Below are 25,473 nucleotides of genomic sequence, written 5' to 3' on the forward strand. Positions count from 1 at the left end.
ATTTCCTCCTTTATCTGAATTACATTCCTGTGAAGAATTCAATATCCTTGCTTTCAGCTGTTAACTTAACAACAGCCTTCTTGAAGCTTGCAGTCTTTCCAACTGTTCTTCCCATTCTCTTAGTCTTTCCATCGTAGTTTAGCGTATTTACTGCTGCTACCTTTACTTCGAAAATCTTTTCTACTGCTTTCTTTATTTCAGTCTTGTTGGCGCTCTTTGCAACAACAAAAGTATATTTCTTATTACCCATCTCAGCCATTGACTGTTCAGTAACGACTGGCTTTATGATTATATCATGTGGATTTGTCATTACGCGTACACCTCCTCCACTTTCTTAACTGCGTCTGTTGTTATTATGAATGAATCACAGTTTAGTATATCGTAAACATTTAGTGTGCTTACGTGAGCTACGTTAGCTCCTTCTATGTTTCTTACTGACTTAACTACGTTTACGTCGTTTTCTGCAGTAACAACAAGAGTCTTCTTTGCTGCGTTTACATTCTTGAATAGATTTACTATTTCCTTAGTCTTAGGAGCCTCTAAGCTAAGTGCGTCAAGTACTATTATTTCCTTATCCTGTACCTTTGAAGATAAAGCAGACTTCATTGCAAGTCTTCTAACCTTCTTTGGTAGTGAGTAAGAGTAATCTCTTGGCTTTGGTGCGAATGCAACTCCACCGCCTACCCACTGTACTGATCTTATAGAGCCCTGTCTAGCTCTACCAGTACCTTTCTGTCTCCATGGCTTTCTACCACCACCTCTAACTTCAGCTCTAGTCTTTGCAGACTGTGTACCCTGTCTCTTATTAGCTAACTGGCACTTTACAGCTTCGTATAGAACGTGTTCGTTTACTTCTATATCAAATATTGAATCGTTTAATTCTATTTCACCAACATTCTGGCCTGATACGTTTAATACATTAATCTTTGGCATTTGTTAATCCTCCTTTCCTCTAGTGATTAGTTAGAACCCTTAATAGCTGCCTTAACAGTTACTACAGATCCCTTAGCACCTGGGATGGCACCCTTTATTAATAAAAGATTCTTTTCAGCATCTACTCTTACTACTTCTAGATTCTGAATTGTAATCTTAACACTTCCCATGTGTCCTGCAAGTTTCTTGTTCTTAAATACTCTACCCGGATATGAACAAGCACCCATTGAACCTGGTCTTCTGTGGTATCTTGAACCGTGAGATTCTGGACCTCTACTCTGTCCATGTCTCTTTATTGGCCCCTGGAATCCCTTACCCTTTGAGATACCTGTAACATCTATCTTTTCTCCAGCAGTGAATAGGTCAGCCTTTATTTCCTGTCCAACTTCATATCCTTCTACTGTGTCAACTCTAAATTCCTTTAGATGTCTCTTAAGTACACCAGCCTTAGCTAGATGTCCCTTCTGTGGCTTGTTAAGTGCCTTTTCCTTAGCATCAACATAACCAACCTGTATAGCTTCATATCCATCGTTCTCAAGAGTCTTTATCTGAGTAACTGCTACTGGACCAGCTTCTACAACTGTCACTGGTATTACAAGACCTTCTTCAGTGAATACCTGTGTCATTCCTATTTTCTTTCCTAAAATTCCCTTCATATTTACCTCCTAGTTCTTACAGCGGATTACCAACTTGGGTAATCATTCTAAGATATTTCTATCTTAGGCGGCTTATAATTTGATTTCTATATCTACACCAGCTGGCAAGTCAAGCTTCATTAATGAATCAACTGTCTTTGGTGTTGGATTAGCTATGTCGATAAGTCTCTTGTGAGTTCTTATTTCGAACTGTTCTCTAGAGTCTTTGTACTTATGTACAGCTCTTAGTATAGTCACAACCTTCTTCTCTGTTGGAAGTGGTATTGGACCTGAAACTACAGAACCTGCTTTTTTAGCAGCTTCAACTATCTTAGTAGCTGAGTAGTCTAATAACTTATGATCATATGATTTTAATCTTATTCTTATCTTTTCATTCTTAGCCATTTTAGTCCCTCCTTCTGATTTTATTTACCTGGCCAGATAAATCAAAACACCGATACACTGTTCCGGGTGTGTCGTATTTCCTTAATCGATTTTTGTTTATCCACCCAAAACTTACTCACTTGTGTGAGCGTACTAGATTATTTTAACAAAAAAGCCTGCATAATGCAAGCTTTTTTTTAAAGTTTTTCATCTAATTTTTTATTATTTTTCTTGAAATTTCAATCACTCTAGGACCGGCCTCTTGCCATCCGTTTTCACATATTTTTAGCTTGCTTCTATTATCCTAGCTAGCCTATCAAAGTAGGTATTATTCTTCATATAATCTCTTTTTATATTCAAAAAAATACTCGCTTCATCAGTTATTATACCATCAACAGGTCTTTGTAGGTACTGGTTCATCTTTCCTTCATCGTTAATGGTCCATACATATACATCCTTGCCCATCAACTTAGCCTCTTCAACATACCTATTTCTATATGAAAAATCCTCTATGACAAAGAAGTCCACGTCTTCATCGGAAAAACCACCTATCTGAAGGGGTATTACATGACCTGTCTCCATTTCTGGGGCCTTCTTATTGATCTCTTCCATCAAAGACTTTGACAATGACATATATTTATATTCTTTCCTTATACCCAACCTGTCAACCTCTTTTATAAATAAGTCTGCGTAATTCTTGGGTTCTCCACCGTTGGGCTTCAACTCAACTAGTAACTTTATATTTAGTTCTTTTGCCTTTTTCACATATTCTTCAAAGGAAACTATATTGCCAGTGAATCCCTGGTCCCTTATTTTCATACCAACTATATCCTTATAGTACATATCTTTGACATAGAGTTTTTTACCCGTCAGTCTCTTGAGGTTAAAGTCATGGACAACCACAAACTTATGGTCCTTAGTCATCTGAACATCCATCTCAGCATAGTCTACACCTACCCTCTTGGCTCCTTCAAGGGCCTCTATGGAGTTTTCCGCCCCATAACCTACGCATCCCCTGTGGGCTATAGTTTTCATATCCTTATTTATATCCCACAAGGACAATCTAAAACCATTTACCACTATAGATGATATCGACACCACTACAAGAGATGATATCAGGAGTTTTGACTTTTTCCTCTCTTCCTGACTTATAGTATCTATATCCTCTGATAGGTCTTGGCCACCACTTATAATAGATATTATTATCTCAAGTATACCTATCTTAGTCATAACCAAGAAAAAGAATATGCCTAACTTGGTAGCACTCAAAAATATAGCCTCACTGACCAGGTCCTTTCCCTGGGGATCCACCATAGATAGGACTGTTACTATACCTGCATAAAATAGCAAGTTTGCCAAAGAGAGTGGCACTTCAAATAGGACCATGGTTGTAGCCAACTTCAACTTTTTCTTACGTGTCAATTTCCAGCTTTCAAAAAGACAGGTCCTAAAATCCTTACCCTTTATAAGCAGAATAGGTATAGAGAATATGAGCCTAAAGTTAATATATATAAATACTAGGGAAATCATCGGTATAAAAAACCTTCCCCACCCCATCTTCAGTATCTCGTCAGTTATAAACTTTGGAATATATAATTTTTCTGTCAATATCGACATCATACCTGTATTTGCTGTCGGTATAGTCACCAGTAGATAGCCTATAAAGAATATAAATGAAACTCCTATCAAGCCCTTGAACCTCTTGCTAGCTATAAGGAGGGCAGACTTAATAGAATAGTACTTATTATTTTGCTTCCCATATACCATCATACACATAACAGAAAATTCTATAGTTATGAGAAGGGCAAAAAATAGAAGGTATACTGCTACCATTACAAGGCTAATGGGATTTTTTACCAGTACTCCTATATTATCCATATTTATATTTGTTTGCCTAGAACTGGCTAGGACTAGGTTGAATATTTCGGATAAGAGATAGGTCCCTATACTCGTCATTATCAGCTGGAGTACGGATGCATTTATAAGGTAATCAAATTTATTACTATAAATACTCCTCCACGTCCTCGATAATATTCTAAAAACTCCTTCTTCCACTTACATCTCCTCTAAATTTTTCCTATAAATCACTATCTAAAAAGTCTAGTGCAAACTGGGCAAACATGGCAGTTCCGTACTTCATGTAGTCCTCATCTATCTTGAACTTTTCATGGTGTGGGAAATAGATACATCCCTTTTCTGGATTTCTATAACCCATATTTATATATACTCCCTTGGCATGCTGGAAGTAATATGACATATCCTCTGATGCCATGACCCTCTTCATAGGAGCATTCTTTCCTGGTCCCATTACCTTCTCGCAAGTAGCCTTAGCAAGTTCTGTCATAGCCTCGTCATTTCTAAGACTTGGGGTAGATTCTTCTATAACAACCTCTACGCTTATTTCAAATGCATCAGCTATAGACTTGGCATGTCTCTTTATACCTTCATGTATAGCAGCCCTAGCCTCTGGATCATAGTATCTCATAGACATTTCAACTTCTGCATACTTTGATATTATATTTGGCTTTGTTCCTGCGTGGAACTGACCAACGGATACTACAACTGGCTCCTGTGGGTCAACATTCTTTGTAACAACGGACTGGATATCAGTAACGAACATACAAGCCGGATGTATAGTATCCTTAGCTAGGTGTGGAGCTGATCCATGACCTGATACTCCCTCAAACTTTACAAATATAGTATCACAACCTGTAAGTCTATAACCTGGCTCAATATTTGCATATCCTACATCTATACCTGGTAGACCGTGCATTCCAAATACACCATCCACTCCATCCATACCGCCTGCAGCTACTATCTTCTTAGCTCCTGAGAAGTTTTCTTCACCTTCTTGGAAGAAGAACCTAACCTCTCCCTTTATCTCGTCCTTCATAGATGTCAGAATCTTTGCAGCTCCTAATAGCATGGCACTGTGGGCATCATGACCACAAGCGTGCATTACTCCCTGGTTCTTTGAAGTAAAATCAACATCTGACTGCTCTATTATTGGAATAGCATCCATATCAGCCCTAAGGGCTACAGTCTTTCCTGGCTTAGAACCCTTTAGTCTTGCAATTATAGATGTATTTCCAACCTTCTCTATATCAAGTCCAAGACCTTCAAGTTCAGCAAGAATGACCTTTTGTGTATTGTACTCTTCACCACTTAACTCTGGGTTTTCGTGGAAGTACCTTCTCATTTTAACTATATAATCTTCAATTTGCTTAGCTCTATCTATCATTAGTAAACCTCCTTTCAATATTTACAATTATAACATAAATTCAATCAAAACATAAGCAATAAAAAGGGCCCCTGTCAATCTACCTGTATTAGGATTGGATAAACCTATACAAATAGAACAGGAGTCCTTTTAAAGCTATAGGCTTTGTCGCTTATAGCATTTATCATCTTCAATATCCTACTGCTTACTAGTATCTGTTTTTTCTAAAACTTCATTCTGATAGAAGAGTATCTCATTAGTATCAACCGTAAGCTTTGCTAGTCTGTCTAATCTAACATTTGCAAAGTACAAGTATTCCAAACTAAATCCAGCAGCAAATAGTCCTAGGGCAATGCCTAAGGCTAACAATAAATACATCAGAGCCACCATGAAAAATGCTCCACCAAGCCCACTATCTATGCGATTACCAAACATACTTGCATCCGGTTTTGAAAACAATATACCAAAAAATCCGATAACACCTATTACAATAGAGATGATTGCCAAAACCTTTAAAATCTTAGCAACTAAAAGTCCTCCCGAACTTACACCGGAAACACTTGACTTCATCTTATATGCACCTCTTTTAATGGCCTTGCCACCAACTCTTACTACATCTTTGCTGACCCTTCTAAACTCTTGACCTAGATCATCCTCAGGATATATATCTTCCTGATATGGCTCCTCTTCGTAATACCTTCCCATTATATACCTCCTATCTGATTGAATAATTCATAGTATTATAAGATATCCATCCTACAGTGCCACCAAAAGATACCTTACACCAAATCCTATCTGCACTCTCTACATAGGTATCTTCTACATATACAGTAGAACCCCTGTCTATAGATGTTATTATAGATGAACTCTTGCTAGGACCAGTTCTAACATTTGCAGCACCTGATGTTATAGACTGACTAGTACCTATTATGGACTGGCTGTATTCCTCGACAGCTCTTTTCCTACTTGTATCTGCTATTCTCTCTATACCCTGAGTCTTGTATACAATTGTAGTTTCATTAGGCTTATTTTCAGCTACCTTCTTTTTCTTTTCCCCTTCACTTATCTTGGTTTCTAAACCAGCATATCTAGAGTCATCTGGCATGGATGCCTTTAGGCTATCGAGATTGGACCTAGCAGTTGTGAAGTCTTCATCTCTTACATAATTGTTAATCTTGTCTATTGCCTTAGACTGAGCTATTTTAGCAGCCGCTTGGGCCTTTTCATAGTTCTTAACATCTTCACTGCTTACGCTAGCATACAGTCTAACCGCCTCTACATAGTCACCTGCATCAGCTGAATTCTTGGCAGAAACAATGATAGAGTCGTTTTCTTTACTAACCAGTACACTTTCTCTAAGTTTCTTATACTTCTGGTCACCTGTTCTCTTATAAAGGTCTGAGTATAGGTTCTCAGCTTCATCAAATTCCCCAAGTTCGAGGGCCTGACTAGCTCTTTTTTCATCACTGTATACCTTGTAGAATCTAAAACCAAAGAATGAGCCTACAACTAATAAAATAGCAAGTATAATTCCTCCTGCAAGCATCTTCTTTTGTTTAGAATCCATCTGGCTTCTAGGACTCCTATAGTTATTATAGTCGTCTTCATCAAATTCATCATCCTCTGATTCATCGTAATAATCTCTTCTAGGTGGTGGAGTCTCACTTACTGGACGCCTCTTAAGCTCAGGCTCTACTCCTCTTCTGTGAGTCTGATTATCCCTTGAAGAACCATACTTATTTCTCAATGCCTCTTTTCTTTCATCCACTGTCATATGTCCTCCTAAAGTTAATATTTTACTGCTCACTTATTTAATATTGAGCAATTTTTAAAATTTGTTATCTTAATAATAGTATAACAGGAAAACATTAACCATACAATTACTTATATCATAAATCCTATTTATTTCTTTCTATTTAATCTGGTTCTTTGTCATGTGATTTATCTGCCTTAAGCTTAGACTTTTTTGCATAAAAAAAGAGAATCCCAAATAGGAATTCTCTTTTATATCTCGTATTGTAGTTATACTCTAAAGTATAGATTATTCTATTATAGAAGCAACAACACCAGAAGCTACTGTTCTACCACCTTCTCTGATGGCGAATCTTAAACCTTCTTCAACACATATAGAGTTGATTAGGTCAACTTCGATTGTTACGTTGTCACCAGGCATAACCATTTCTGTACCTTCTGGTAGCTTACACTCACCAGTTACGTCAGTTGTTCTGAAGTAGAACTGTGGTCTGTATCCATCGAAGAATGGAGTATGTCTACCACCTTCTTCTTTCTTAAGAACGTATATTTCTGCAGTGAACTTAGTATGAGCATGAACTGTTCCTGGCTTAGCAAGAACCTGTCCTCTTTCGATTTCATCTCTCTGAACACCTCTTAGAAGTGCACCGATGTTATCTCCAGCTTCTGCCTGATCTAGTAACTTTCTGAACATTTCTACTCCTGTTACTACAACCTTTCTTGGCTGTTCTGTTAAACCAACTAGTTCAACTTCATCAGAAACCTTAAGAACACCTCTTTCAACTCTACCAGTTGCAACTGTACCTCTACCAGTGATTGAGAATACGTCTTCTACTGGCATTAGGAATGGCTTGTCAACTGCTCTTTCTGGAGCTGGTATATATTCGTCTATCTGGTTGAAGAATTCAACTATCTGATCTCCCCACTTAGAGTTTGGATCTTCAAGAGCCATAAGAGCTGAACCTCTTACTATTGGAGTATCATCTCCTGGGAATTCATATTCGTTAAGAAGTTCTCTAACTTCCATTTCAACTAGTTCAAGTAATTCTTCGTCGTCTACCATATCACACTTGTTTAGGAATACAACTATGTAAGGAACACCAACCTGTCTAGAAAGAAGGATATGTTCTCTAGTCTGAGGCATTGGACCGTCAGTAGCTGCAACAACTAGTATGGCACCGTCCATCTGAGCAGCACCAGTGATCATGTTCTTAACATAATCGGCATGGCCTGGGCAGTCAACGTGAGCGTAGTGTCTAGCTGGAGTTTCGTATTCAACGTGAGCTGTAGAGATTGTGATACCTCTTTCTCTTTCTTCTGGTGCCTTATCTATGTTAGCGAAGTCTACTGCTTCACCTAACTGATACTTGTTGAATAGAGTCTTAGTTATTGCTGCTGTTAATGTTGTTTTACCGTGGTCAACGTGACCTATTGTACCGATATTAACATGTGGCTTACTTCTTTCAAATTTAGCTTTTGCCATTTCAAATTTCCTCCCTGTTAGAAAAATAATAGTTTATTTTGTCTGGGGAACACAAGGTTCCCCTATTTTACAAAAATCTTGTAAATCTTTAATAAGTATATCACTTTTTCATTTAAATTTCAATGTTTCGTTGAAAAATCTCAACCTAATTTTGCAAAAATGAATACTTGTTTTTATATTACTTACCTTCTACTAGCTTCTTAGCAACTGATGCTGGAACCTGTGAGTAGTGGTTGAATATCATTGTGTAAGTTGCTCTACCCTGAGTGGCAGATCTAAGGTCTGTTGAATATCCAAACATTTCAGATAGTGGAACATGAGCCTTTATTACCTGTGCTCCGTTTCTAGCTTCCATACCCTGGATCATACCTCTTCTTGAGTTAAGGTCACCCATAACATCACCCATGTAGTCTTCTGGAGTAACAACTTCAACTGCGAATACTGGTTCAAGAAGAACTGAGTTACCCTTCTTCATAGCATCCTTGAATGCCATAGAAGCTGCCATCTTGAAGGCCATTTCTGATGAATCGACTTCGTGGTAAGAACCATCATATAGTTCAACGCCGACGTCAACTACTGGATAACCAGCTACGATACCTGACTGCATAGCACCCTGGATACCCTGGTCAACTGGACCAACATATTCCTTAGGAACTGAACCACCAACAGTCTTGTTTTCGAACTTATATCCTTCGCCTGGTTCAAGTGGGTTAACTCTGATCTTAACGTGACCGTACTGACCTCTACCACCTGACTGCTTAGAATACTTGTATTCTACGTCTACTGGAACTGTTATTGTTTCTCTATATGCAACCTGAGGAGCACCAACATTAGCTTCTACCTTGAATTCTCTTAGTAGTCTGTCAACGATGATTTCTAGGTGAAGCTCACCCATACCACCGATTATTGTCTGTCCTGTTTCAGCGTCAGTTCTAACTGTAAATGTAGGGTCTTCTTCTGCAAGCTTCTGAAGAGCTACACCCATCTTTTCCTGAGCTGCCTTTGATGATGGCTCAATAGCAACGAAGATAACTGGTTCTGGGAATTCCATTGATTCAAGAACTATTGGGTTAGCTGGATCACAAAGTGAATCTCCTGTAGTAGTATCCTTAAGACCTACTGCAGCAGCGATGTCTCCTGCGTAAACTTCATTTATTTCTTCTCTTGTATTGGCATGCATCTGTAGGATACGACCAATTCTTTCTCTCTTCTTCTTTGTAGCATTAAGTACATAAGAACCAGATTCTAGCTTACCTGAGTAAACTCTAAAGAATGCTAGCTTACCAACGAATGGGTCAGTCATGATCTTGAATGCAAGAGCTGAGAATGGTTCATCATCTGATGCATGTCTTTCACTTTCTTCACCATCTTCTAGAACACCCTTTATTGATTCTATATCTGTAGGAGCTGGTAGGTAGTCTATTACAGCGTCTAGTAATAGCTGAACACCCTTGTTCTTGTATGCAGTACCGCATAGAACTGGGTTCATTTCACAAGCTATTGTAGCCTTTCTGATTCCTGCCTTTAATTCATCTTCTGTTATTTCTTCACCTTCTAGGTACTTCATCATTAGTTCTTCGTCAGTTTCAGCAACTGATTCAACCAAGATTTCTCTATATTCATTAGCCTGATCTACCATATCAGCTGGTATATCAGTTATTTCTATATCAGTACCTTCATCGTTCTTGTATATATGAGCCTTCATAGTCATAAGGTTAACTATTCCTGTGAAGTTATCTTCTGCACCTATTGGTAACTGTATAGCAACAGCATTAGCCTTTAGTCTTTCCTTCATCATTTCAACAACATTTAGGAAGTCAGCACCCTGTCTATCCATCTTGTTTACGAATGCTATTCTAGGAACACCGTAAGTTTCTGCCTGTCTCCATACATTTTCTGACTGAGGTTCAACTCCTGATCTAGCACAGAAAACTGCAACAGAACCGTCAAGAACTCTAAGAGATCTTTCAACTTCAACTGTGAAGTCGACGTGTCCTGGAGTATCTATTATGTTTACTCTATGGCCATTCCACTGACAAGTAGTAGCCGCAGAAGTAATTGTGATACCTCTTTCTTTTTCCTGATCCATCCAGTCCATCTGAGATGCACCGTCATGAGTTTCACCTATTTTATGAGTACGACCAGCATAGAAAAGAATTCTTTCAGTAGTTGTTGTCTTACCTGCATCTATGTGGGCCATGATTCCTATATTTCTAGTTTTTTCCAATGGAAACTGTCTAGCCATTATTTTCCTCCTTCATTTATTGAAAGTTAAAAGCTTACCATCTATAGTGAGCAAATGCCTTATTAGCTTCTGCCATCTTATGAGTATCTTCTTTCTTTTTAACTGAAGCTCCAGTGTTGTTAGCTGCGTCCATTATTTCCTTTGCAAGCTTCTCAACCATTCCCTTTTCGCCTCTAGCTCTTGTATATCTAACTAACCATCTTAGTCCTAGTGTCTGTCTTCTATCAGCTCTAACTTCGATAGGTACCTGATAGTTTGCACCACCGACTCTTCTAGCCTTAACTTCAAGTACAGGCATGATGTTGTCCATCGCCTTACTGAATACTTCTAGAGCGTCCTCACCAGTTCTTTCCGCTATTAATGCAAATGCATCATATACTATTCTCTGTGATTTTCCTCTTTTTCCGTCATACATTAAATTGTTTATTAACTTTGTTACTACCTTACTTCCGTACATTGGATCTGGTAAAATTTCTCTCTTTGGAACATTACCTTTTCTTGGCATTTCGCTTCCCTCCTTAATTATTAAAGTTAAATCATAGGTACTCGACAATTATTGCCGTGATGCCATAAATATATATATTTAAAGCATCTAACTATAATCAATTGCTGTCAACCAGCTAACTTTTCAGGCTACTAGCCTTACAATTTTAAATTAAATTCTTACTTCTTTGCTTCCTTTGGTCTCTTAGCACCGTACTTAGATCTTGACTGTCTTCTCTTGTCAACACCTGCTGTATCTAGTGTACCTCTTAGGATATGGTATCTAACACCAGGAAGGTCCTTTACTCTACCTCCTCTGATCATAACAACACTATGTTCCTGAAGGTTGTGTCCTTCACCTGGAATATAAGCTGATACTTCTATACCGTTTGTAAGTCTTACTCTGGCAACCTTTCTAAGCGCTGAGTTAGGCTTCTTAGGTGTTACTGTCTTTACAGAAGTACAAACACCTCTCTTCTGTGGAGCACTAATATCAGTGGCCTTCTTGTATAAAGAATTGTAGCCCTTTTGTAGTGCTGGAGCTGTAGATTTCTTTTCTACTGCTTTTCTACTTTTACGTACTAATTGGTTGATTGTTGGCATCAACTGCACCTCCTTTTTTTAAAATTTTCGATCTTAATCAGTGATCGCCAACCCCATCAATATTTTCATATTGATTGATTAATTGATTGATGCTTTAGTTATTCACTAAAAAGGTATGCAATCCGTAGATTACATACCTTATAAGTTTACCATCTCACACATTGTGTGTCAACTAGTTTATGTATTTTATTTTCTATAACTTACCGATTTTTCTATGATTTTACCACAACAAATTAAATCATGCCAGTATTAGAAAGCTACTTTTATACCAAACTATTATTCCAAAAATTCCTTAGGAACAATACTGTTTACACTATTCTTATATAGTTCAATATTATATGCTCCTGCTCCCCTCATATAAAGGTGTCTGTTGGCTAACTCGACCGGATACTCATCCAACCTGTATACACTACCATCATAGCCATACTGGTTGGCCTCTAGGTGACATACTAGTGGTATAAACTTTGGATTATCTATGTACTTGTCATTTCCCTTTTTCACAAAGTCAAAGCTTGCCATACCCTCTAAATAAGTATGAGCTCCTATCATATTGGCAACAAAATTACCTGTTCCATAATAAATAAGGGTCTTTTCGCCCTTATCATTGGTCTTCCACTCAACTTTTTGAATTCTGTGAGCGTGTGTTCCTAGGACAACATCAACACCTAGATCATTAAAAAGTTGAGCATATCTCATCTGAACTGAATCTATGGCAAGTTGCCCTTCCTGTCCCCAATGTGCAGATGCTAATATAAAATCAACACCAGCTCGTCTCAGTCTGGCAATATCACTTCTTATGTCCTTCTCATTTAAGTAGCCAATCCTATAGGGAGTATCTGGACTCATACCATTAGTTCCATATGTGTATGCTATAAGACCTATCTTGATGCCCTTCTTTTCTATTATTACGGGTTTTCTTCTGCTTTCTTCTGACTCATAGGCCCCTATATGACAAAGTCCTGTCTTATCCCACAACTTGATTGAATCTACCAGTCCCTGACTTCCCCTATCTAGTGAATGGTTATTTGCCATATTTATAATATTAAATCCAGCCTTTTCTATAGAGGGTATGATTGCCTGAGGTGTATTAAATAATGGATAATTGCTCTTTCCATATTGGTCACCAGCTACTATAGACTCTTGGTTGATGTATCTTAGGTCATACTTGTCTAGACTAGGCTTGATATTTTCATATAGCTTGTCAAAATCATACTGACCATCTCCATATACACCCTTTCTCATGTCAGCTGCATTGTATATTGAGTCATGGATCAAATTATCACCAACACCTGCAAAACTGACCCTTTTAGCTGTATCCTCACTCTTTTCCTTATATGTATTTTTTTCTGTAACCTGACTAGTAACTTGGTTTTCAGCCATATTATAAGTCTTTTCCCTTACCTTATTAAAGGCTATTACAAGACCAAACAAAAGCAGACTTATCAAAATAAATACAGATATAATTATTCTCTCTTTTTTTCTACGTCTCATACCAATCTCCTTATAAATTAATAGATATACTAACTTTCATAATAACAGTATATCATGCCTGCTAGCTCTTTAGGCATTTAAATATGTATAAAAACCAATTTTTGTATGCAAAATCATGATTTTAGCCTATAATATATAGGAGGTAAAAATTATAATCATTTAAGGAGGTATTTATGACTTTAAATACTAGAATAGATAAATTCGCAGAACTAGCTATAAAAACCGGCATCAACGTACAGTCAGGTGAAAACCTGCTTATAAGAGCAGATGTTGAAGCTATAGATTTCACAAGAAGGTGCGTCAAAGAAGCCTACAAGGCTGGTGCCAAACAAGTATACGTTGAGTATTCTGACGGAGTTATAACAAGAGAAAAATATATGAGTGCTCCAAACGATGCTTTTGATGAATATCCTCAGTGGCAGGCAGACAAGTACACTCAGATAGCCAAGGAAGGTGGATCTTTCCTATCTATAATATCAGATGATCCAGACCTACTAGCAGGTGTTGACCCAGACAGGATAGCCAGGTCTCAAAAAATCGCCGGCAAGTTCCTAAAGGAATGGAGGTCATATACACTTTCAGACAAGGTTAAGTGGTCAATAGTAGCTGTTCCATCCCTAAAGTGGGCCAAGAGAATCCACCCTGACCTTGATGATGAGTATGCTGTAAGAGAGCTTTGGGAAAATATCCTAGACTGCTCTAGGGTATCAGAAGACCCAATAGGCGATTGGGCTATACACAACAAGAATCTCCACGATAAGAGGGACTTTTTAAACGAGATGAACTTCAAGGAACTTAGGTATAAATCATCAAAAACAGACCTAGTAGTAGGCCTACCTGAGGGACATATCTGGGAGTCAGGTGCATCATTTGATCCTAAGAAAAATATGTTCAATCCAAATATTCCCACAGAAGAAGTGTTCGGCATGCCACACAAGTACAAGGTTGACGGTATCGTATATTCTACAAAACCACTTATCTATGCAGGTAGCCTAATAGATGAATTTTGGATTAGGTTTGAAGAAGGTAAAATCGTAGACTACGATGCCAAAATAGGTAAGGAAAACCTAAAAAACCTAGTTGAAACAGATGAGGGATCACTTAGGTTGGGTGAAATAGCCCTAGTGCCTTATGATTCTCCTATATCAAATAGAAATATAATATTCTACTCTACCCTATTTGACGAAAATGCATCTTGCCACCTTGCAATAGGTGCAGCCTATTCTTCTTGTATAGAAAATGGAGCTTCATTTAGCGAAGAGGAAAAAGACCAAATAGGAATGAATGTAAGCATGACTCACGTTGACTTTATGATAGGCGACAAGGACATGGATATAGTAGGTATCAAGCAAGATGGAACAGAGTTTGCCATATTTAAAGACGGCAACTGGGCATTTTAATCGGGGGGTAAATAATGAATAAAAGTAAGAAAATGATCGCCTTTGCAATATTCGCCTGCTCTTTTATGAGTGCGGTTGAAATAACAATTGTAACGACAGCGATCCCCTCAATAGTAAAGGACTTGCATGGTTTTAACCTTGCCAGTCATATATTTTCTATATACCTGTTGACCTCAGCAGTGGCAACAGCAGTCTTCGGCAAGCTATCCGACCTCTATGGTAGAAAAAAACTCCTACAGATATCCATACTTATATTTTTGATAGGCTCTATACTTTGTGGTATGTCAAAAACAATGTTTATGCTGATTGTAGCTAGAGGTGTCCAAGGTATCGGATCTGGTGCAATAAATACTCTTAGTATGGCTATTATAGGTGATATCTTCGCTGTGGAAGAAAGAGCCAAAATACAGGGCTACAATTCCACAGTATGGAGTCTTGCTAGCCTTATAGCTCCAGTTATAGGTGGTGCAATACTACTAAAGCTTACGTGGAATTGGATATTCTATATCAATATCCCAATCGGTCTTTTAAGTATGTACCTGATAAAGGAAAACTACCATGCATCAGAAACAAGGTCGGATTCAAAGCTAGATGTCAAGGGCTTGGTTATACTTACCCTATTTATAATTGCCCTGATACAGGCTATGACAGCTCTTGAAAAGCACTCACTAAGTGATCCTCAGGTACTTATACCTGTTCTAATAGGACTTATACTAGCTCTTGTATTCAAGAAGGTAGAAAAAAATGTAGAACATCCTGTTCTCCCTATACAGCTATTTTCAAAGGATATATTCTTGATTATGGTGATGTCATTCTTGACATCTATGGTCCTTATTGCCATGGATGTGTATAATCCACAGTTTATGCAGAATGTGTCGGGTTATCCACCTATGTATTCTACAGTGGCTATAGTCCCTATGTCAGGAGCCTGGGTGCTGGCATCATTTTTACTATCTAAGATCATACACAAGTATACAACTAAAATCATTATGGTAGTCAGCCTAGCACTACTAGCCTTGGGTCAAGTTGCCCTAATTATCATGAAGCCTGATACAGAACTCCTACACATAGGCCTTGCCGTATTTTTGGTAGGTCTTGGTTTTGGCGGTTGCTTTAATATGCTCCTATTTATTGTCCAAGAAGCCCTAGACAAGGATGATATGGGTATGGCTTCTGGATCTGTAATGCTTGTGAGAACCCTAGGCCAGACACTTGGAATAAGTGCTTTTGGCCTTAGCCTAAATGTAGCAGTCAACAATTACTTTATGAAAAAGGGCATGAGTGTAGACACAAGCAGTCTCCTTACCAATACAAGTATTGACAAAATAGACCTAGTAAATTCCCTATTTAAGGGATACAATATAATATATATACTTTGTCTAGTGGCAACAATAGCCTGCATCCTTTGCTCGCTGATGTTGACTTCCAATAGACTTGCAAATAGCGATAAGCAATAAAGAGGAGAATGATATGAGAACAGACACTTTAAAACAACTTAGAAATTCTTGTATAGTAGGGCTTTTGTTCGGACTAATACTCAACTCAGCCCACTTTTACCAATATGGATTTGCAAAAGGTATAGGACAATTCTTATACGTCTTTATACTTATGGGCGGTACCTTCTTTTTGACAGGCATGATGTCATCAAGAAGGGGTAGACACACTACAAATATGAGGATATTTGCCAAAAAGCTCCATAACGAGGGAGACCTCATAATGGACGCCCAGGCTGATATGATAGTAGCCAATAAAAAAAATGTGACAAAGGGTTGGTTGTACCTAAATTCAAGGTTTGTAATATTCGCCAATACTCCAGATCCAAACCTAATAGAGAAAAAGGCTATTAGGATGCCCCTTTCTAAGGTCTCTAAGATAGAGAGATTCAAGCCAACACCATTTACAAATGACGGAATAGAAATATTTTTAGACAAGGGTATCAGCCACAAGGTCCTAGTTGGAAAGACAGACCAATGGCTTGCTGAAATAAATTCAGCCGTAGAGAAAAGACAAAATAAAAAATCTAGCAAAAAATCTAGTAAATAGATAAGACTTATGAATTTATACTAAGAAGGCTATACGATCAAAGACTGGCTAATCTAGCAAAAAGTCAAGTATCTATAGTCTTCTTATTGAATATTAGGAGGATATATATGATAGACCTTATACTATTGGCTGCAGGATCTGGAAAAAGAATGAAGTCTTCCACCAACAAGCAATTTCTAAAGATAGATGACAAGCCAATCCTAATCCATAGCCTAGAAAAATTCTATAACCACAAAAATATAGATAGAATTATCCTTGCAGTCAAAGAAGATGAAGAAAAGTACGTAAGGTACCTTCTGGATAAATACGGATTTGAGGGTATATACCTAGTACACGGAGGTAAGGAAAGGCAGGACTCTATATTTAACTGCCTCAACTATATAAAAGACTTAGGCCATAACCTAAGTCATAATAGGCCGAGTATAAAATCTCAAATAATAAGTTCGGATAAAGAACCAGCTCTAGGTATCAATGAAGATATACACATAGTCTTGGTCCACGATGGAGCTAGGCCTTTTGTATCTGAGTCTACTATAGATACTTGTATAAAAGAGACCCTAGTCCACAAGGCAACCTGTCTAGCAGTCCCAGCAAAGGATACTATAAAGCTAGCAGATAAGGACCTCAATATAGTAGATACACCTGATAGAAAGTACTTATGGTGTGCCCAGACACCACAGACATTTGACTTTGACCTACTACTTAGGGCCTATGAAAATGCCTACACAAACAAGCTATCAGTAACCGATGATGCAAGTATTGTAGAGGCCTACTGCCACCCAGTCAAAATCATAAAGGGTAACTACGACAATATAAAGATTACAACACCAGAAGACATAGGCTATGCAGACTACATAGCCCAAAAATATAAGTAATTATAAGAGGAGGTAACTAATGAGAATAGGAATTGGATATGACGTTCATAGGCTGGTAAATGACAGGGACCTGATTATAGGAGGTGTAAAAATAGACCATGAAACAGGTCTACTGGGACATTCTGATGCAGATGTTTTAACACACGCTATAATAGATGCAATATTTGGAGCTCTTGCAATAGGAGATCTTGGGAGACACTTCCCAGATACCGACCCAAAATACAAGGGTGCAGATAGCCTAAATCTACTTTCCTATGCCCACGACAAAATGACAGAAATGGGCTACAAGGTAGGAAATATAGACTCGACGATTATAGCCCAGGCTCCAAAAATGGCTCCCCACCTAGAATCAATGATAGACAACCTTGCAAGAGTCCTTAAAACTGACAAGTCAAGGATAAATGTCAAAGCTACTACAGAAGAAAAACTAGGCTTTACAGGTGAAAAACTAGGTATATCATCTCAGTGCGTTTGCCTGTTAGAAGAAATATAAGTTGATAAAACTTATATCTGTATTAGAGGCAAGTAGCATACATGGAGTTTATTAGCCAAAAATATAAAACAAAATAATAGAATTAAAAATCACAAAATAAAAATAGACCTCCCCAACGTTAACACTCAGCCTTAACTTCGGGGAGGTCTATTATTTAACTAGTATATAGTCGAGCTTGGATTTATAACTTGGCTAAACACTCTTCTATATATATTCTCTCATTTAGTCTAGCTGAACAATAGTCTATATCAGCATCATTTACATGGTCACCTAGTATCTTATAAACTATTAAGTTCTTTTCATCTAGCATATGAGCCTTAAATGCTTTTTCACCTATAGTTTCAGCCTTCATATGCTTGATTCCCTCTAATACCCTCATATTTATCTTACCGCAAGCCATAAAATAACCTATTATCTTACAAGAATCATCAACAAGACCTACTACATTTGCCATAGATTTTTCTCCATGGTCTGAATCTGGAAGGTGACCCATAGTACCAAATAAAAATACCTTCTTGTCCCTAATACCTGATATAAATTCACCCATCTCCTTGTTGGCAGTGGACCTATCTACCCAAAATCCGCATGCTACTATGTCATACCCGGAAATATCTGGCTTGTCCTTTAGGTTAAATAGGTCCTTTTCGTGACCTTGTATTTTATCAAATATACCCCTTGCCAATTTTTCAGTATTACCAGTCATTGAACTATATATCACAGCTACTTTCATATTTAATCCTCCTAATATTTTTTGTATTATCTTACCAGTTTATATTATCATACTTTATGAATATATAATTTTTGTATCTTTATTAAAATTTCCATTATATTTTGTTTTTATTATGATATAATAATATCATGCAATACAAAGTGATAATTATTATGTATAGATAATCAATCAGTGGTATGTATTGTAAAAGGGGGGTGAACAAAAAATGGACAAACAGCTAGATCAATTGGATTCTTTTGATATGAATGTAGACTATAGGATGCTTTGTGAGTATTTGGTAAGGGGCAACCTAGACTATGCAACAAAAGAGTTTGATGTTATAACTTTTGATTGGGTAGACAGTAACAACCTGGTCGCATACAGGGTTTTTTTGAATAGCTTAAATTCAGCAATATACTACTATGTTCTGTTCAAATACGAAAAATCCTTACTTAAGTGCTATTTTCAGTGTACTCTTCTGATGCATAAACATATAAGTAAGAGTAATTTTAGGGATACTGCTATACACATTTTAAATGACTACTACAATGTTATGTTAAAAGAAAATATAATAGTCATAAATTCATTTTTGAAGGATGTTTTGGAGTACATAGAAAACAACCTAAACAATTCAATCACACTGGAAGAAACTGCCAAAGAGATGTTCGTAAACAAGAGCTATCTTTCACATATATTCAAGCAAAAAATGGGTCAGACCTTCAGTATTTATGTGACAAATAGAAAACTCAACTATGCAAGAGAGTTGTTGATCAATACAGACCTATCAGTCGTAGCAATCAGCAATAAGTGTGGTTTTAGAAATCCTACTTATTTTTCTACTGTGTTCTCAAAACATATAGGTCTTTCTCCTGCTAAATTCAGAAAAAGCAGTTCATCATTTAGAAAGTCGTCTAATCGAGATGACTCGGGGCAAGATGGTCCGCCTAAGGGACATCCCCACCATATTAAAATATAGAACTCGTCATCTAGTAAAATAGATAATAGCAAACCACAAAAATAGCCAGCTCAAAAATAATAGAGTTGGCTATTTTTGTCATTTTAAATTTTTATGTATTCAACAATAATCAATTTTATCTATCCAATAATAATCAACTAACTTGTTAAATTAAAGGTTTTAATTCCCCATTTTTGCAAGAGTATACCCTATCACAAACTCCAAGTGTAGACTCCCTATGAGATACCAAGACTATGGTCTTTTCCTTCATTCCATCCATCATAGACTTTAGTATTACAGCCTCATTGTGGGAATCGAGATTTGATGTTGGCTCGTCAAGTAACAATAACTTAGAGTCAGTCAGAAAACACCTAGCTAGGCCAATCCTCTGCCTTTCTCCACCTGAGAAATTGTCACCTAGGTCTGATACCCTAGTATCAAGCCCATGCTCCAACTTGGCAACATGGTCATAGATAGAGGCCTTCTTAAGGGCATCATATATTTCTTCATCTGTTGCATCTAGCTTGGCAACCCTCAAATTATCCCTTATGTCTCCTGCAAATAGGATTGTGGACTGGGTCATATAGTCTATATTTTCATATAAAGAATCTGTATTTATATCCTTTATATTGACTCCATTAATAGATATCGATCCCTTTTGTGGATCCCAAAACCTCATTATCAACTTTAGGATTGTAGACTTACCACTTCCACTCTTGCCCATGATGCCAACTGTCTCCCCTAGTTCAAGATCAAAGTTAACATCCTTTAGGACATCGACATCTTCATACTTAAATCCTATATTCTCTGCACTCAAGTTCTTCATTTCTACGTCTTTTCCGTCTACTAGCCTTTCAACTATAGGCTCTTCTTCTATCAGGCTAAGAACCCTATCTCCACAAGCAAAGGTCTGTGTAAGTGTAACACCTAGGTTTGCTAGGGCTATAAAGGGTGCAAAAGTAGATATCTGAGTCAAAACTGCTATAAAGGCTTCACTTGGCCTTAGTATACCCTTTGATACCAAACTCATACAAAGTATAGCCTGAAGGACTGAGAATACTATTATTATAGTATCTGTGTTAGATTGCAGACCAGCTACCTGCATCCTTAGGTCTTCCTGGTTCTTTAGTATCTGCTCTGTAGTATCGGCCAGCTGGTCTATAGCTACATTACCCTTGTCATACTGGATTACTTCTCTGATGCCCCTTAACTGGTCTAGAAACTTGCCATTTAGTAGACCTAGTTCTCTTCTTATCTTTACACCAACTGTCTTACTCTTCTCAGATGCTATAATCGGCACTACAAGACCAACTACAAGTGCTGAAGCCAAGTCAAGTAGGGCAACATATATATTTATATTTACAAAGAATACAAATAGGCACACTAGTGTAAGAGCAGCTATAAGTATTGGAGATATGGTATGGGCATAGAATACCTCCAACAACTCTATATCACCCATTATTATAGATATCAACTTACCCTGGTTTTCTCCCTCTAGCTTGGCGGGAGCAAGTCTTCTCATGGCTGAAAATACCTTATGTCTTATCTCTGCCAATATCCTAAAAGCTATATAGTGGTTCAAGAACTGCTCCAAATAGTGAAGAACCCCTCTTAGAACTGCACATACTATAAGAGACCTTATATACCATGCAAAATCATGTCCCCCAAATGGTATATTCTCAAGTCCTTCAACTGGTATAGGAAGTAAGCTAACTACTGCATATCCACCAAATATACCCAAGCCAAAGGACAGTAAGAAACCTACAACCCCAAGCAGGATTGCTCCCATCATCTGGAATTTTAAGGGGGCTACTAGGCCAACCATCTCTAGCATCATCCTTAGGGTGCCCCTTCTTGTATCTGCTGAATTCGTATTTTTATTATTCATTAGAAACACCTCCTCTATTTGATAGCTTATGGTTCCTATACCTTTCCAATTCTTCCTGTTGGCTAAATAGGTGTTCATATAGGCCCTTATTTTCCATAAGCTCCTTATGGTTGCCTTCTTCAACCAATCTTCCGTCTTCCATAACATAAATCTTGTCTGAATTTACAACAGACTGTAGCCTATGTGAAATATAAATTACCGTCTTAAAGGCAGATATTTTTTCTATTATGTCAATAATTATATTCTCAGATTCTATATCTATACTTGATGTCGCTTCATCAAATATGTATACCTGAGCATCATATAGTAGAGCACGAGCAAGAGATAATCTCTGGGCCTGACCTCCTGATAGGTTCTTACCTTGTGATAGAACTTGTGTATCTAGGCCATCCATCTTTGAGAATATATCCCATAAACTCACCTGTTCTAGGACCTCTATCATCCTCTCTTCTGTCACATTTTCATCTCCCAAAAGAAGGTTCGACCTGACAGTTCCTGCAAATACATGCCCATCATGTGTTATCCTTATTATGTTCTTGTTTATTTGACCCTTAGCTAGGCTATAGGCCTCACTATTGCCATAATAAACGGCTTTTTGTGGCTGTAGGTACTCACCTGCAATTACAGATGCTAATGTAGACTTACCACATCCAGACGGACCAACAAGGGCTGTCATCTTGCCTGGTTCAAATACCATGTCTATATCTCTTAGGGCTATTGTCCCATCACCATAGGCATAGGTCATATTTTTAACCCTTATAGGAGTATTTTCCTCGTACTCATCATGGCCATATACAATATCGCTTGGTGAGTTCAAGAAATCCAACATATTTTCACTTGCAGTAACCCCTGTCATGGCTATATGGAAATATGATGTCAAAAGTCTCATAGGAACAAAAAAATCAGCTATTAGAAGCATTATTAGGGTAACTTCGTAGACTCCCATATTGCCTGCCGCATACTCATTAAGCGCAACAATAATCCCTGCTGCTGCTCCACCATAGGCCATCCAGTCTATAAACATTATGGAATTCAACTGCATTGATAATACCTTCATGGTCTGTTTTCTAAACCCTTCAGCCATTTCATCCAACTCACTTGCCCTATGCTCATCTGCCTTAAATACCTTTAAGGTAGTAAGCCCCTGTAGACTATCAAGGAATAGGTTACCTACATCCGCATACTTCGACCAATACCTCTTCTGTACATTCTTTACTATTTTCAAGATCAAAAGTAAAAAGAGTGGTATCATAGGGGAAAGTACCAACATCACCAAGGCTACTTTTATATTTATAGGTAGCATTACCAAGAATAATATAAATGTAGATACAAAACTATAGTAAAACTGTGTTAGGTACAAACCAAAATAACTCTCCAACTGTTCTACACCTTCAACTCCAAGATGGACTATCTCTTGGGTAGTCAACTTCTCCTGGTATAGTGTACCCATTGACAAGACCTTCTCATATATGGCCCTTCTTAGACTATGCTTGACCTCATGGACTACCATATGGTTCTTTCTTGCAGCAAGTCTAGTACATAGCTGTCTAAATAAAAGCGATACTAGAATCACAAGACTGACTAATCTAAAATCATATATAAGATCTCCTGTTATGAAGTATGCCATAAGCGATGCAAAAGCAATTGAAAAGGCTATATTTGCCATCAATTTTATGCAATTTATAAGAACTGCTTGTACGATATATTTTTTGGTTTTACCACAAAATTCGAATAAACTCTTCTCTATCAATTTACTTCCTCCTAAAATTTATTTATATGTAAGTCAAGAGCCTAAGACTACTTACAAGATAGATTATATACTGTGACATAATAGGCCACAGCTCATACTGTACAATTATTATTTTATAAGAACTTTTATCAGTTAACAATATTAAATAATACATATGTGAATATATAAAAACTTATCCTAAACAAATTGAAACTACTATATTAAGACATTAAAAATTAAGTTGTAACTTAATCATGCTCAAAAATGGCCACCCCCTAAAGAGTGACCATTTTCAACACTATTATTAATTTTTATATAGGCTATATCTTAGTATGCCTTTGCAAATATTACCATATTATCTGCCTTTTCACCTGTGTAGAAACACTTGTCTCCTAGGTCTTCCTGGGCAAAAGGTATAACTCTAATTGTAGCTCCTGTTAATTCCTTAATCTTTGCTTCGTTTTCTGCATCGTTCTTCCACATTACCTTAGCAAAGCCCTTCTTATTTTCTATGATGTCTACAAATTCATCCATATTGTGGGCTACATAAGTTCTTTCGTCCCTATACTTTCTAGCCTTTTCAAGCATATTCTTCTGGATTTCATCTAGTAAAGCTGCCACATCATCAACAACTGTGTCAAGTGACATTTCAGACTTAGTAAGCTCATCTCTTCTAAAGGCCAGGGCCTGGTTCTTTTCTATATCCTTTGGACCAATTTCAAGTCTTACTGGTATACCCTTCATTTCAGCATCGTTGAACTTGTAACCTGGGCTGTAGTTGTCTCTGTCATCAACTTCTACAGATATTCCCTTGGCCTTTAAGTCAGCTGCAACCTTGTCTACTACTTCCATTACTCCACCCTTGTTGGCAGCTATAGGTATTATGATTACCTGAGTTGGTGCCATCTTTGGAGGAAGAACTAGACCCCTGTTATCTGAGTGTACCATGATTAGCCCACCTATTAGTCTAGTTGATATTCCCCATGAAGTATGGTATGGGTTTGCTAGTTTTCCTTCTCTATCTGAGAAAGTAATATCAAAGGCCTTTGTAAAGTGTTGGCCTAGGAAGTGTGATGTGCCAGACTGAAGAGCCTTACCATCATGCATCATAGCCTCTATTGTATATGTAGCAGATGCTCCTGCAAACTTTTCACTTTCAGACTTTCTACCGTCTATTACTGGTATAGCCATTAGATCTTCTGCAACAGACTTGTAAGCTGCTAACTGCTGTAATGTTTCATCTATAGCTTCCTGTTCTGTCTCATGTAGAGTATGACCTTCCTGCCATAAGAATTCAGATGTTCTAAGGAATGGTCTAGTTGACTTTTCCCATCTTACAACTGAGTTCCACTGGTTGTATAGGAACGGTAACTGTCTATATGAGTTTAACCATTTTGCGTACATAGTACATATTATAGTTTCTGAAGTAGGCCTTACTGCTAGTCTTTCTTCTAGAACCTTATTACCACCCTGAGTTACCCAAGCAACTTCTGGAGCAAAACCTTCAACGTGTTCAGCTTCTTTATTTAATAGACTTTCTGGTATCAATAGTGGGAAGTATACATTCTTGTGTCCTGTCTGCTTGAATAGTCCATCTGCATAGTCCCTAATCTTTTCCCAAAGTGCAAAACCGTAAGGCTTGATTACCATAAATCCTTTTATAGGTGCATAGTCTACTAGGTCAGTCTTAGTGATTACATCTGTATACCACTGGGCAAAATCATCTTCCATTGGAGTGATTTCTTCAACAAATTGATTTTCTTTCTTTGCCATATTAGCGTCCTCCTAAATTTTAATAAAATTATCAGCAACAGCCTTGAAGAACATAAAAAAGCCCTTCATCTCCTTAAAAAAGAGACGAAAGGCTGTTAGTTTCCGCGGTACCACTCTTATTAGCCAGGTTGTCCTGACTCCCTCGATAGAATATAACGGTTCAAACCGTGGAGATTGTTACCTCTCCAAGCTAAAAGGCTGGTTCACAAGCTCAAATCTAGGACCTCACACCATGGATAAAAAGTATCATAAACACCCTTATATCCCAGTCCCTCTCTGGTAAACTTTTGCAAGTTACTATCCCTTTATAATTGCCTCTATTTGGTATGACATTATAATATAATATATTTAATAAAATGTCAAATACTTTTTTTAATCA

23 protein-coding genes are annotated in these 25,473 nt (G+C 37.5%); 6 read left to right on the forward strand and 17 right to left on the reverse strand.

Annotation, left to right across the window (positions count from 1 at the left end; translation table 11 throughout):
- Positions 1-19: 19 nt before the first annotated feature.
- From rplW to HMPREF0631_RS07505, 13 genes are all read right to left on the reverse strand, one after another.
- The gene (gene rplW / locus HMPREF0631_RS07445) at positions 20-310 is read right to left on the reverse strand and encodes a 50S ribosomal protein L23 (RefSeq protein ID WP_002844170.1); all 291 of its coding nucleotides are present in this window, start codon (positions 308-310) and stop codon (positions 20-22) included.
- Complete coding sequence (gene rplD / locus HMPREF0631_RS07450) at positions 310-933, reverse strand: 50S ribosomal protein L4 (RefSeq protein ID WP_002844246.1); 624 nt, start codon at positions 931-933, stop codon at positions 310-312. Before rplD ends, rplW begins: the two co-directional genes overlap by 1 nt.
- A 26-nt stretch (positions 934-959) precedes the next feature.
- Positions 960-1,589, reverse strand: coding sequence for a 50S ribosomal protein L3 (gene rplC / locus HMPREF0631_RS07455; RefSeq protein ID WP_002844235.1), 630 nt, complete (start codon positions 1,587-1,589; stop codon positions 960-962).
- Between the two features lie 72 nt (positions 1,590-1,661).
- Positions 1,662-1,973 carry a 30S ribosomal protein S10 gene (gene rpsJ / locus HMPREF0631_RS07460; protein ID WP_002844239.1) on the reverse strand — a complete coding sequence of 104 codons (312 nt, stop codon included), beginning with the start codon at positions 1,971-1,973 and terminating at the stop codon, positions 1,662-1,664.
- Positions 1,974-2,237: 264 nt separating this feature from the next.
- A complete protein-coding gene (locus tag HMPREF0631_RS07465) occupies positions 2,238-4,007 on the reverse strand; it encodes a glycerophosphodiester phosphodiesterase (protein ID WP_002844241.1) in 1,770 nt (589 codons plus the stop codon).
- A 22-nt stretch (positions 4,008-4,029) separates the two neighbouring features.
- The gene (locus tag HMPREF0631_RS07470; protein WP_002844219.1) at positions 4,030-5,193 is read right to left on the reverse strand and encodes a M20 metallopeptidase family protein; all 1,164 of its coding nucleotides are present in this window, start codon (positions 5,191-5,193) and stop codon (positions 4,030-4,032) included.
- A gap of 177 nt (positions 5,194-5,370) precedes the next feature.
- Positions 5,371-5,877 (reverse strand): hypothetical protein, encoded by a 507-nt coding sequence (locus HMPREF0631_RS07475; RefSeq protein ID WP_002844203.1) that lies wholly within the window; start codon positions 5,875-5,877, stop codon positions 5,371-5,373.
- Between the two features lie 10 nt (positions 5,878-5,887).
- A complete protein-coding gene (locus HMPREF0631_RS07480) occupies positions 5,888-6,946 on the reverse strand; it encodes a tetratricopeptide repeat protein (RefSeq protein ID WP_002844201.1) in 1,059 nt (352 codons plus the stop codon).
- A 267-nt stretch (positions 6,947-7,213) separates the two neighbouring features.
- A complete protein-coding gene (gene tuf, locus HMPREF0631_RS07485; protein ID WP_002844214.1) occupies positions 7,214-8,407 on the reverse strand; it encodes an elongation factor Tu in 1,194 nt (397 codons plus the stop codon).
- 178 nt (positions 8,408-8,585) lie between these two features.
- A complete protein-coding gene (gene fusA, locus HMPREF0631_RS07490; RefSeq protein WP_002844198.1) occupies positions 8,586-10,652 on the reverse strand; it encodes an elongation factor G in 2,067 nt (688 codons plus the stop codon).
- 34 nt (positions 10,653-10,686) lie between these two features.
- The gene (gene rpsG / locus HMPREF0631_RS07495) at positions 10,687-11,157 is read right to left on the reverse strand and encodes a 30S ribosomal protein S7 (protein WP_002844185.1); all 471 of its coding nucleotides are present in this window, start codon (positions 11,155-11,157) and stop codon (positions 10,687-10,689) included.
- A 158-nt stretch (positions 11,158-11,315) separates the two neighbouring features.
- Positions 11,316-11,738 (reverse strand): 30S ribosomal protein S12, encoded by a 423-nt coding sequence (rpsL, locus tag HMPREF0631_RS07500; protein ID WP_002844231.1) that lies wholly within the window; start codon positions 11,736-11,738, stop codon positions 11,316-11,318.
- Between the two features lie 276 nt (positions 11,739-12,014).
- Positions 12,015-13,229 (reverse strand): CapA family protein, encoded by a 1,215-nt coding sequence (locus HMPREF0631_RS07505; protein ID WP_002844217.1) that lies wholly within the window; start codon positions 13,227-13,229, stop codon positions 12,015-12,017.
- A gap of 173 nt (positions 13,230-13,402) precedes the next feature.
- Between HMPREF0631_RS07505 and HMPREF0631_RS07510 the strand changes: the two genes are divergently transcribed.
- From HMPREF0631_RS07510 to ispF, 5 genes are all read left to right on the forward strand, one after another.
- Positions 13,403-14,629: an aminopeptidase gene (locus HMPREF0631_RS07510; RefSeq protein WP_002844232.1), complete on the forward strand. Its 1,227-nt coding sequence runs from the start codon at positions 13,403-13,405 to the stop codon at positions 14,627-14,629.
- Between the two features lie 14 nt (positions 14,630-14,643).
- Entirely contained in the window at positions 14,644-16,086 is a 1,443-nt protein-coding gene (locus HMPREF0631_RS07515) for an MDR family MFS transporter (RefSeq protein WP_002844236.1), read from the forward strand.
- A 13-nt stretch (positions 16,087-16,099) separates the two neighbouring features.
- Positions 16,100-16,672: a hypothetical protein gene (locus HMPREF0631_RS07520; RefSeq protein WP_002844226.1), complete on the forward strand. Its 573-nt coding sequence runs from the start codon at positions 16,100-16,102 to the stop codon at positions 16,670-16,672.
- Positions 16,673-16,779: 107 nt separating this feature from the next.
- A complete protein-coding gene (locus HMPREF0631_RS07525) occupies positions 16,780-17,547 on the forward strand; it encodes an IspD/TarI family cytidylyltransferase (RefSeq protein WP_002844206.1) in 768 nt (255 codons plus the stop codon).
- 19 nt (positions 17,548-17,566) lie between these two features.
- Complete coding sequence (gene ispF / locus HMPREF0631_RS07530) at positions 17,567-18,040, forward strand: 2-C-methyl-D-erythritol 2,4-cyclodiphosphate synthase (protein WP_002844192.1); 474 nt, start codon at positions 17,567-17,569, stop codon at positions 18,038-18,040.
- A 181-nt stretch (positions 18,041-18,221) separates the two neighbouring features.
- On the opposite strand, the gene HMPREF0631_RS07535 is transcribed toward ispF, so the two are convergent.
- The gene (locus HMPREF0631_RS07535) at positions 18,222-18,770 is read right to left on the reverse strand and encodes a flavodoxin family protein (protein ID WP_002844227.1); all 549 of its coding nucleotides are present in this window, start codon (positions 18,768-18,770) and stop codon (positions 18,222-18,224) included.
- A gap of 205 nt (positions 18,771-18,975) precedes the next feature.
- On the opposite strand from HMPREF0631_RS07535, the gene HMPREF0631_RS07540 reads away from it, so the two are divergent.
- Complete coding sequence (locus HMPREF0631_RS07540) at positions 18,976-19,725, forward strand: helix-turn-helix transcriptional regulator (RefSeq protein ID WP_002844205.1); 750 nt, start codon at positions 18,976-18,978, stop codon at positions 19,723-19,725.
- A 145-nt stretch (positions 19,726-19,870) separates the two neighbouring features.
- On the opposite strand, the gene cydC is transcribed toward HMPREF0631_RS07540, so the two are convergent.
- The 3 genes from cydC to proS all read right to left on the reverse strand — a co-directional run bounded on the left by cydC (position 19,871) and on the right by proS (position 25,094).
- A complete protein-coding gene (cydC, locus tag HMPREF0631_RS07545) occupies positions 19,871-21,592 on the reverse strand; it encodes a thiol reductant ABC exporter subunit CydC (protein ID WP_002844237.1) in 1,722 nt (573 codons plus the stop codon).
- A complete protein-coding gene (locus HMPREF0631_RS07550; protein WP_002844196.1) occupies positions 21,585-23,342 on the reverse strand; it encodes an ABC transporter ATP-binding protein/permease in 1,758 nt (585 codons plus the stop codon). Before HMPREF0631_RS07550 ends, cydC begins: the two co-directional genes overlap by 8 nt.
- A gap of 306 nt (positions 23,343-23,648) precedes the next feature.
- Positions 23,649-25,094 (reverse strand): proline--tRNA ligase, encoded by a 1,446-nt coding sequence (gene proS / locus HMPREF0631_RS07555; RefSeq protein ID WP_002844244.1) that lies wholly within the window; start codon positions 25,092-25,094, stop codon positions 23,649-23,651.
- Between the last annotated feature and the right edge of the window lie 379 nt (positions 25,095-25,473).

The organism is Peptostreptococcus anaerobius 653-L, assembly GCF_000178095.1.
Classification (GTDB): Bacteria; Bacillota; Clostridia; order Peptostreptococcales; family Peptostreptococcaceae; genus Peptostreptococcus; species Peptostreptococcus anaerobius.

Bases quoted from the DNA above. Each gene is read 5' to 3' on its own strand.
- cydC (WP_002844237.1), bottom strand. From the start codon at position 21,592: ATGAATAATAAAAATACGAATTCAGCAGATACAAGAAGGGGCACCCTA.
- rpsG (WP_002844185.1), bottom strand. From the start codon at position 11,157: ATGCCAAGAAAAGGTAATGTTCCAAAGAGAGAAATTTTACCAGATCCA.
- rplC (WP_002844235.1), bottom strand. From the start codon at position 1,589: ATGAAGGGAATTTTAGGAAAGAAAATAGGAATGACACAGGTATTCACT.
- rplD (WP_002844246.1), bottom strand. From the start codon at position 933: ATGCCAAAGATTAATGTATTAAACGTATCAGGCCAGAATGTTGGTGAA.
- HMPREF0631_RS07505 (WP_002844217.1), bottom strand. From the start codon at position 13,229: ATGAGACGTAGAAAAAAAGAGAGAATAATTATATCTGTATTTATTTTG.
- HMPREF0631_RS07475 (WP_002844203.1), bottom strand. From the start codon at position 5,877: ATGGGAAGGTATTACGAAGAGGAGCCATATCAGGAAGATATATATCCT.
- rpsJ (WP_002844239.1), bottom strand. From the start codon at position 1,973: ATGGCTAAGAATGAAAAGATAAGAATAAGATTAAAATCATATGATCAT.
- HMPREF0631_RS07525 (WP_002844206.1), top strand. From the start codon at position 16,780: ATGATAGACCTTATACTATTGGCTGCAGGATCTGGAAAAAGAATGAAG.
- HMPREF0631_RS07480 (WP_002844201.1), bottom strand. From the start codon at position 6,946: ATGACAGTGGATGAAAGAAAAGAGGCATTGAGAAATAAGTATGGTTCT.
- fusA (WP_002844198.1), bottom strand. From the start codon at position 10,652: ATGGCTAGACAGTTTCCATTGGAAAAAACTAGAAATATAGGAATCATG.
- HMPREF0631_RS07535 (WP_002844227.1), bottom strand. From the start codon at position 18,770: ATGAAAGTAGCTGTGATATATAGTTCAATGACTGGTAATACTGAAAAA.
- HMPREF0631_RS07510 (WP_002844232.1), top strand. From the start codon at position 13,403: ATGACTTTAAATACTAGAATAGATAAATTCGCAGAACTAGCTATAAAA.
- HMPREF0631_RS07515 (WP_002844236.1), top strand. From the start codon at position 14,644: ATGAATAAAAGTAAGAAAATGATCGCCTTTGCAATATTCGCCTGCTCT.
- HMPREF0631_RS07520 (WP_002844226.1), top strand. From the start codon at position 16,100: ATGAGAACAGACACTTTAAAACAACTTAGAAATTCTTGTATAGTAGGG.
- proS (WP_002844244.1), bottom strand. From the start codon at position 25,094: ATGGCAAAGAAAGAAAATCAATTTGTTGAAGAAATCACTCCAATGGAA.
- rpsL (WP_002844231.1), bottom strand. From the start codon at position 11,738: ATGCCAACAATCAACCAATTAGTACGTAAAAGTAGAAAAGCAGTAGAA.
- ispF (WP_002844192.1), top strand. From the start codon at position 17,567: ATGAGAATAGGAATTGGATATGACGTTCATAGGCTGGTAAATGACAGG.
- rplW (WP_002844170.1), bottom strand. From the start codon at position 310: ATGACAAATCCACATGATATAATCATAAAGCCAGTCGTTACTGAACAG.
- tuf (WP_002844214.1), bottom strand. From the start codon at position 8,407: ATGGCAAAAGCTAAATTTGAAAGAAGTAAGCCACATGTTAATATCGGT.
- HMPREF0631_RS07470 (WP_002844219.1), bottom strand. From the start codon at position 5,193: ATGATAGATAGAGCTAAGCAAATTGAAGATTATATAGTTAAAATGAGA.
- HMPREF0631_RS07540 (WP_002844205.1), top strand. From the start codon at position 18,976: ATGGACAAACAGCTAGATCAATTGGATTCTTTTGATATGAATGTAGAC.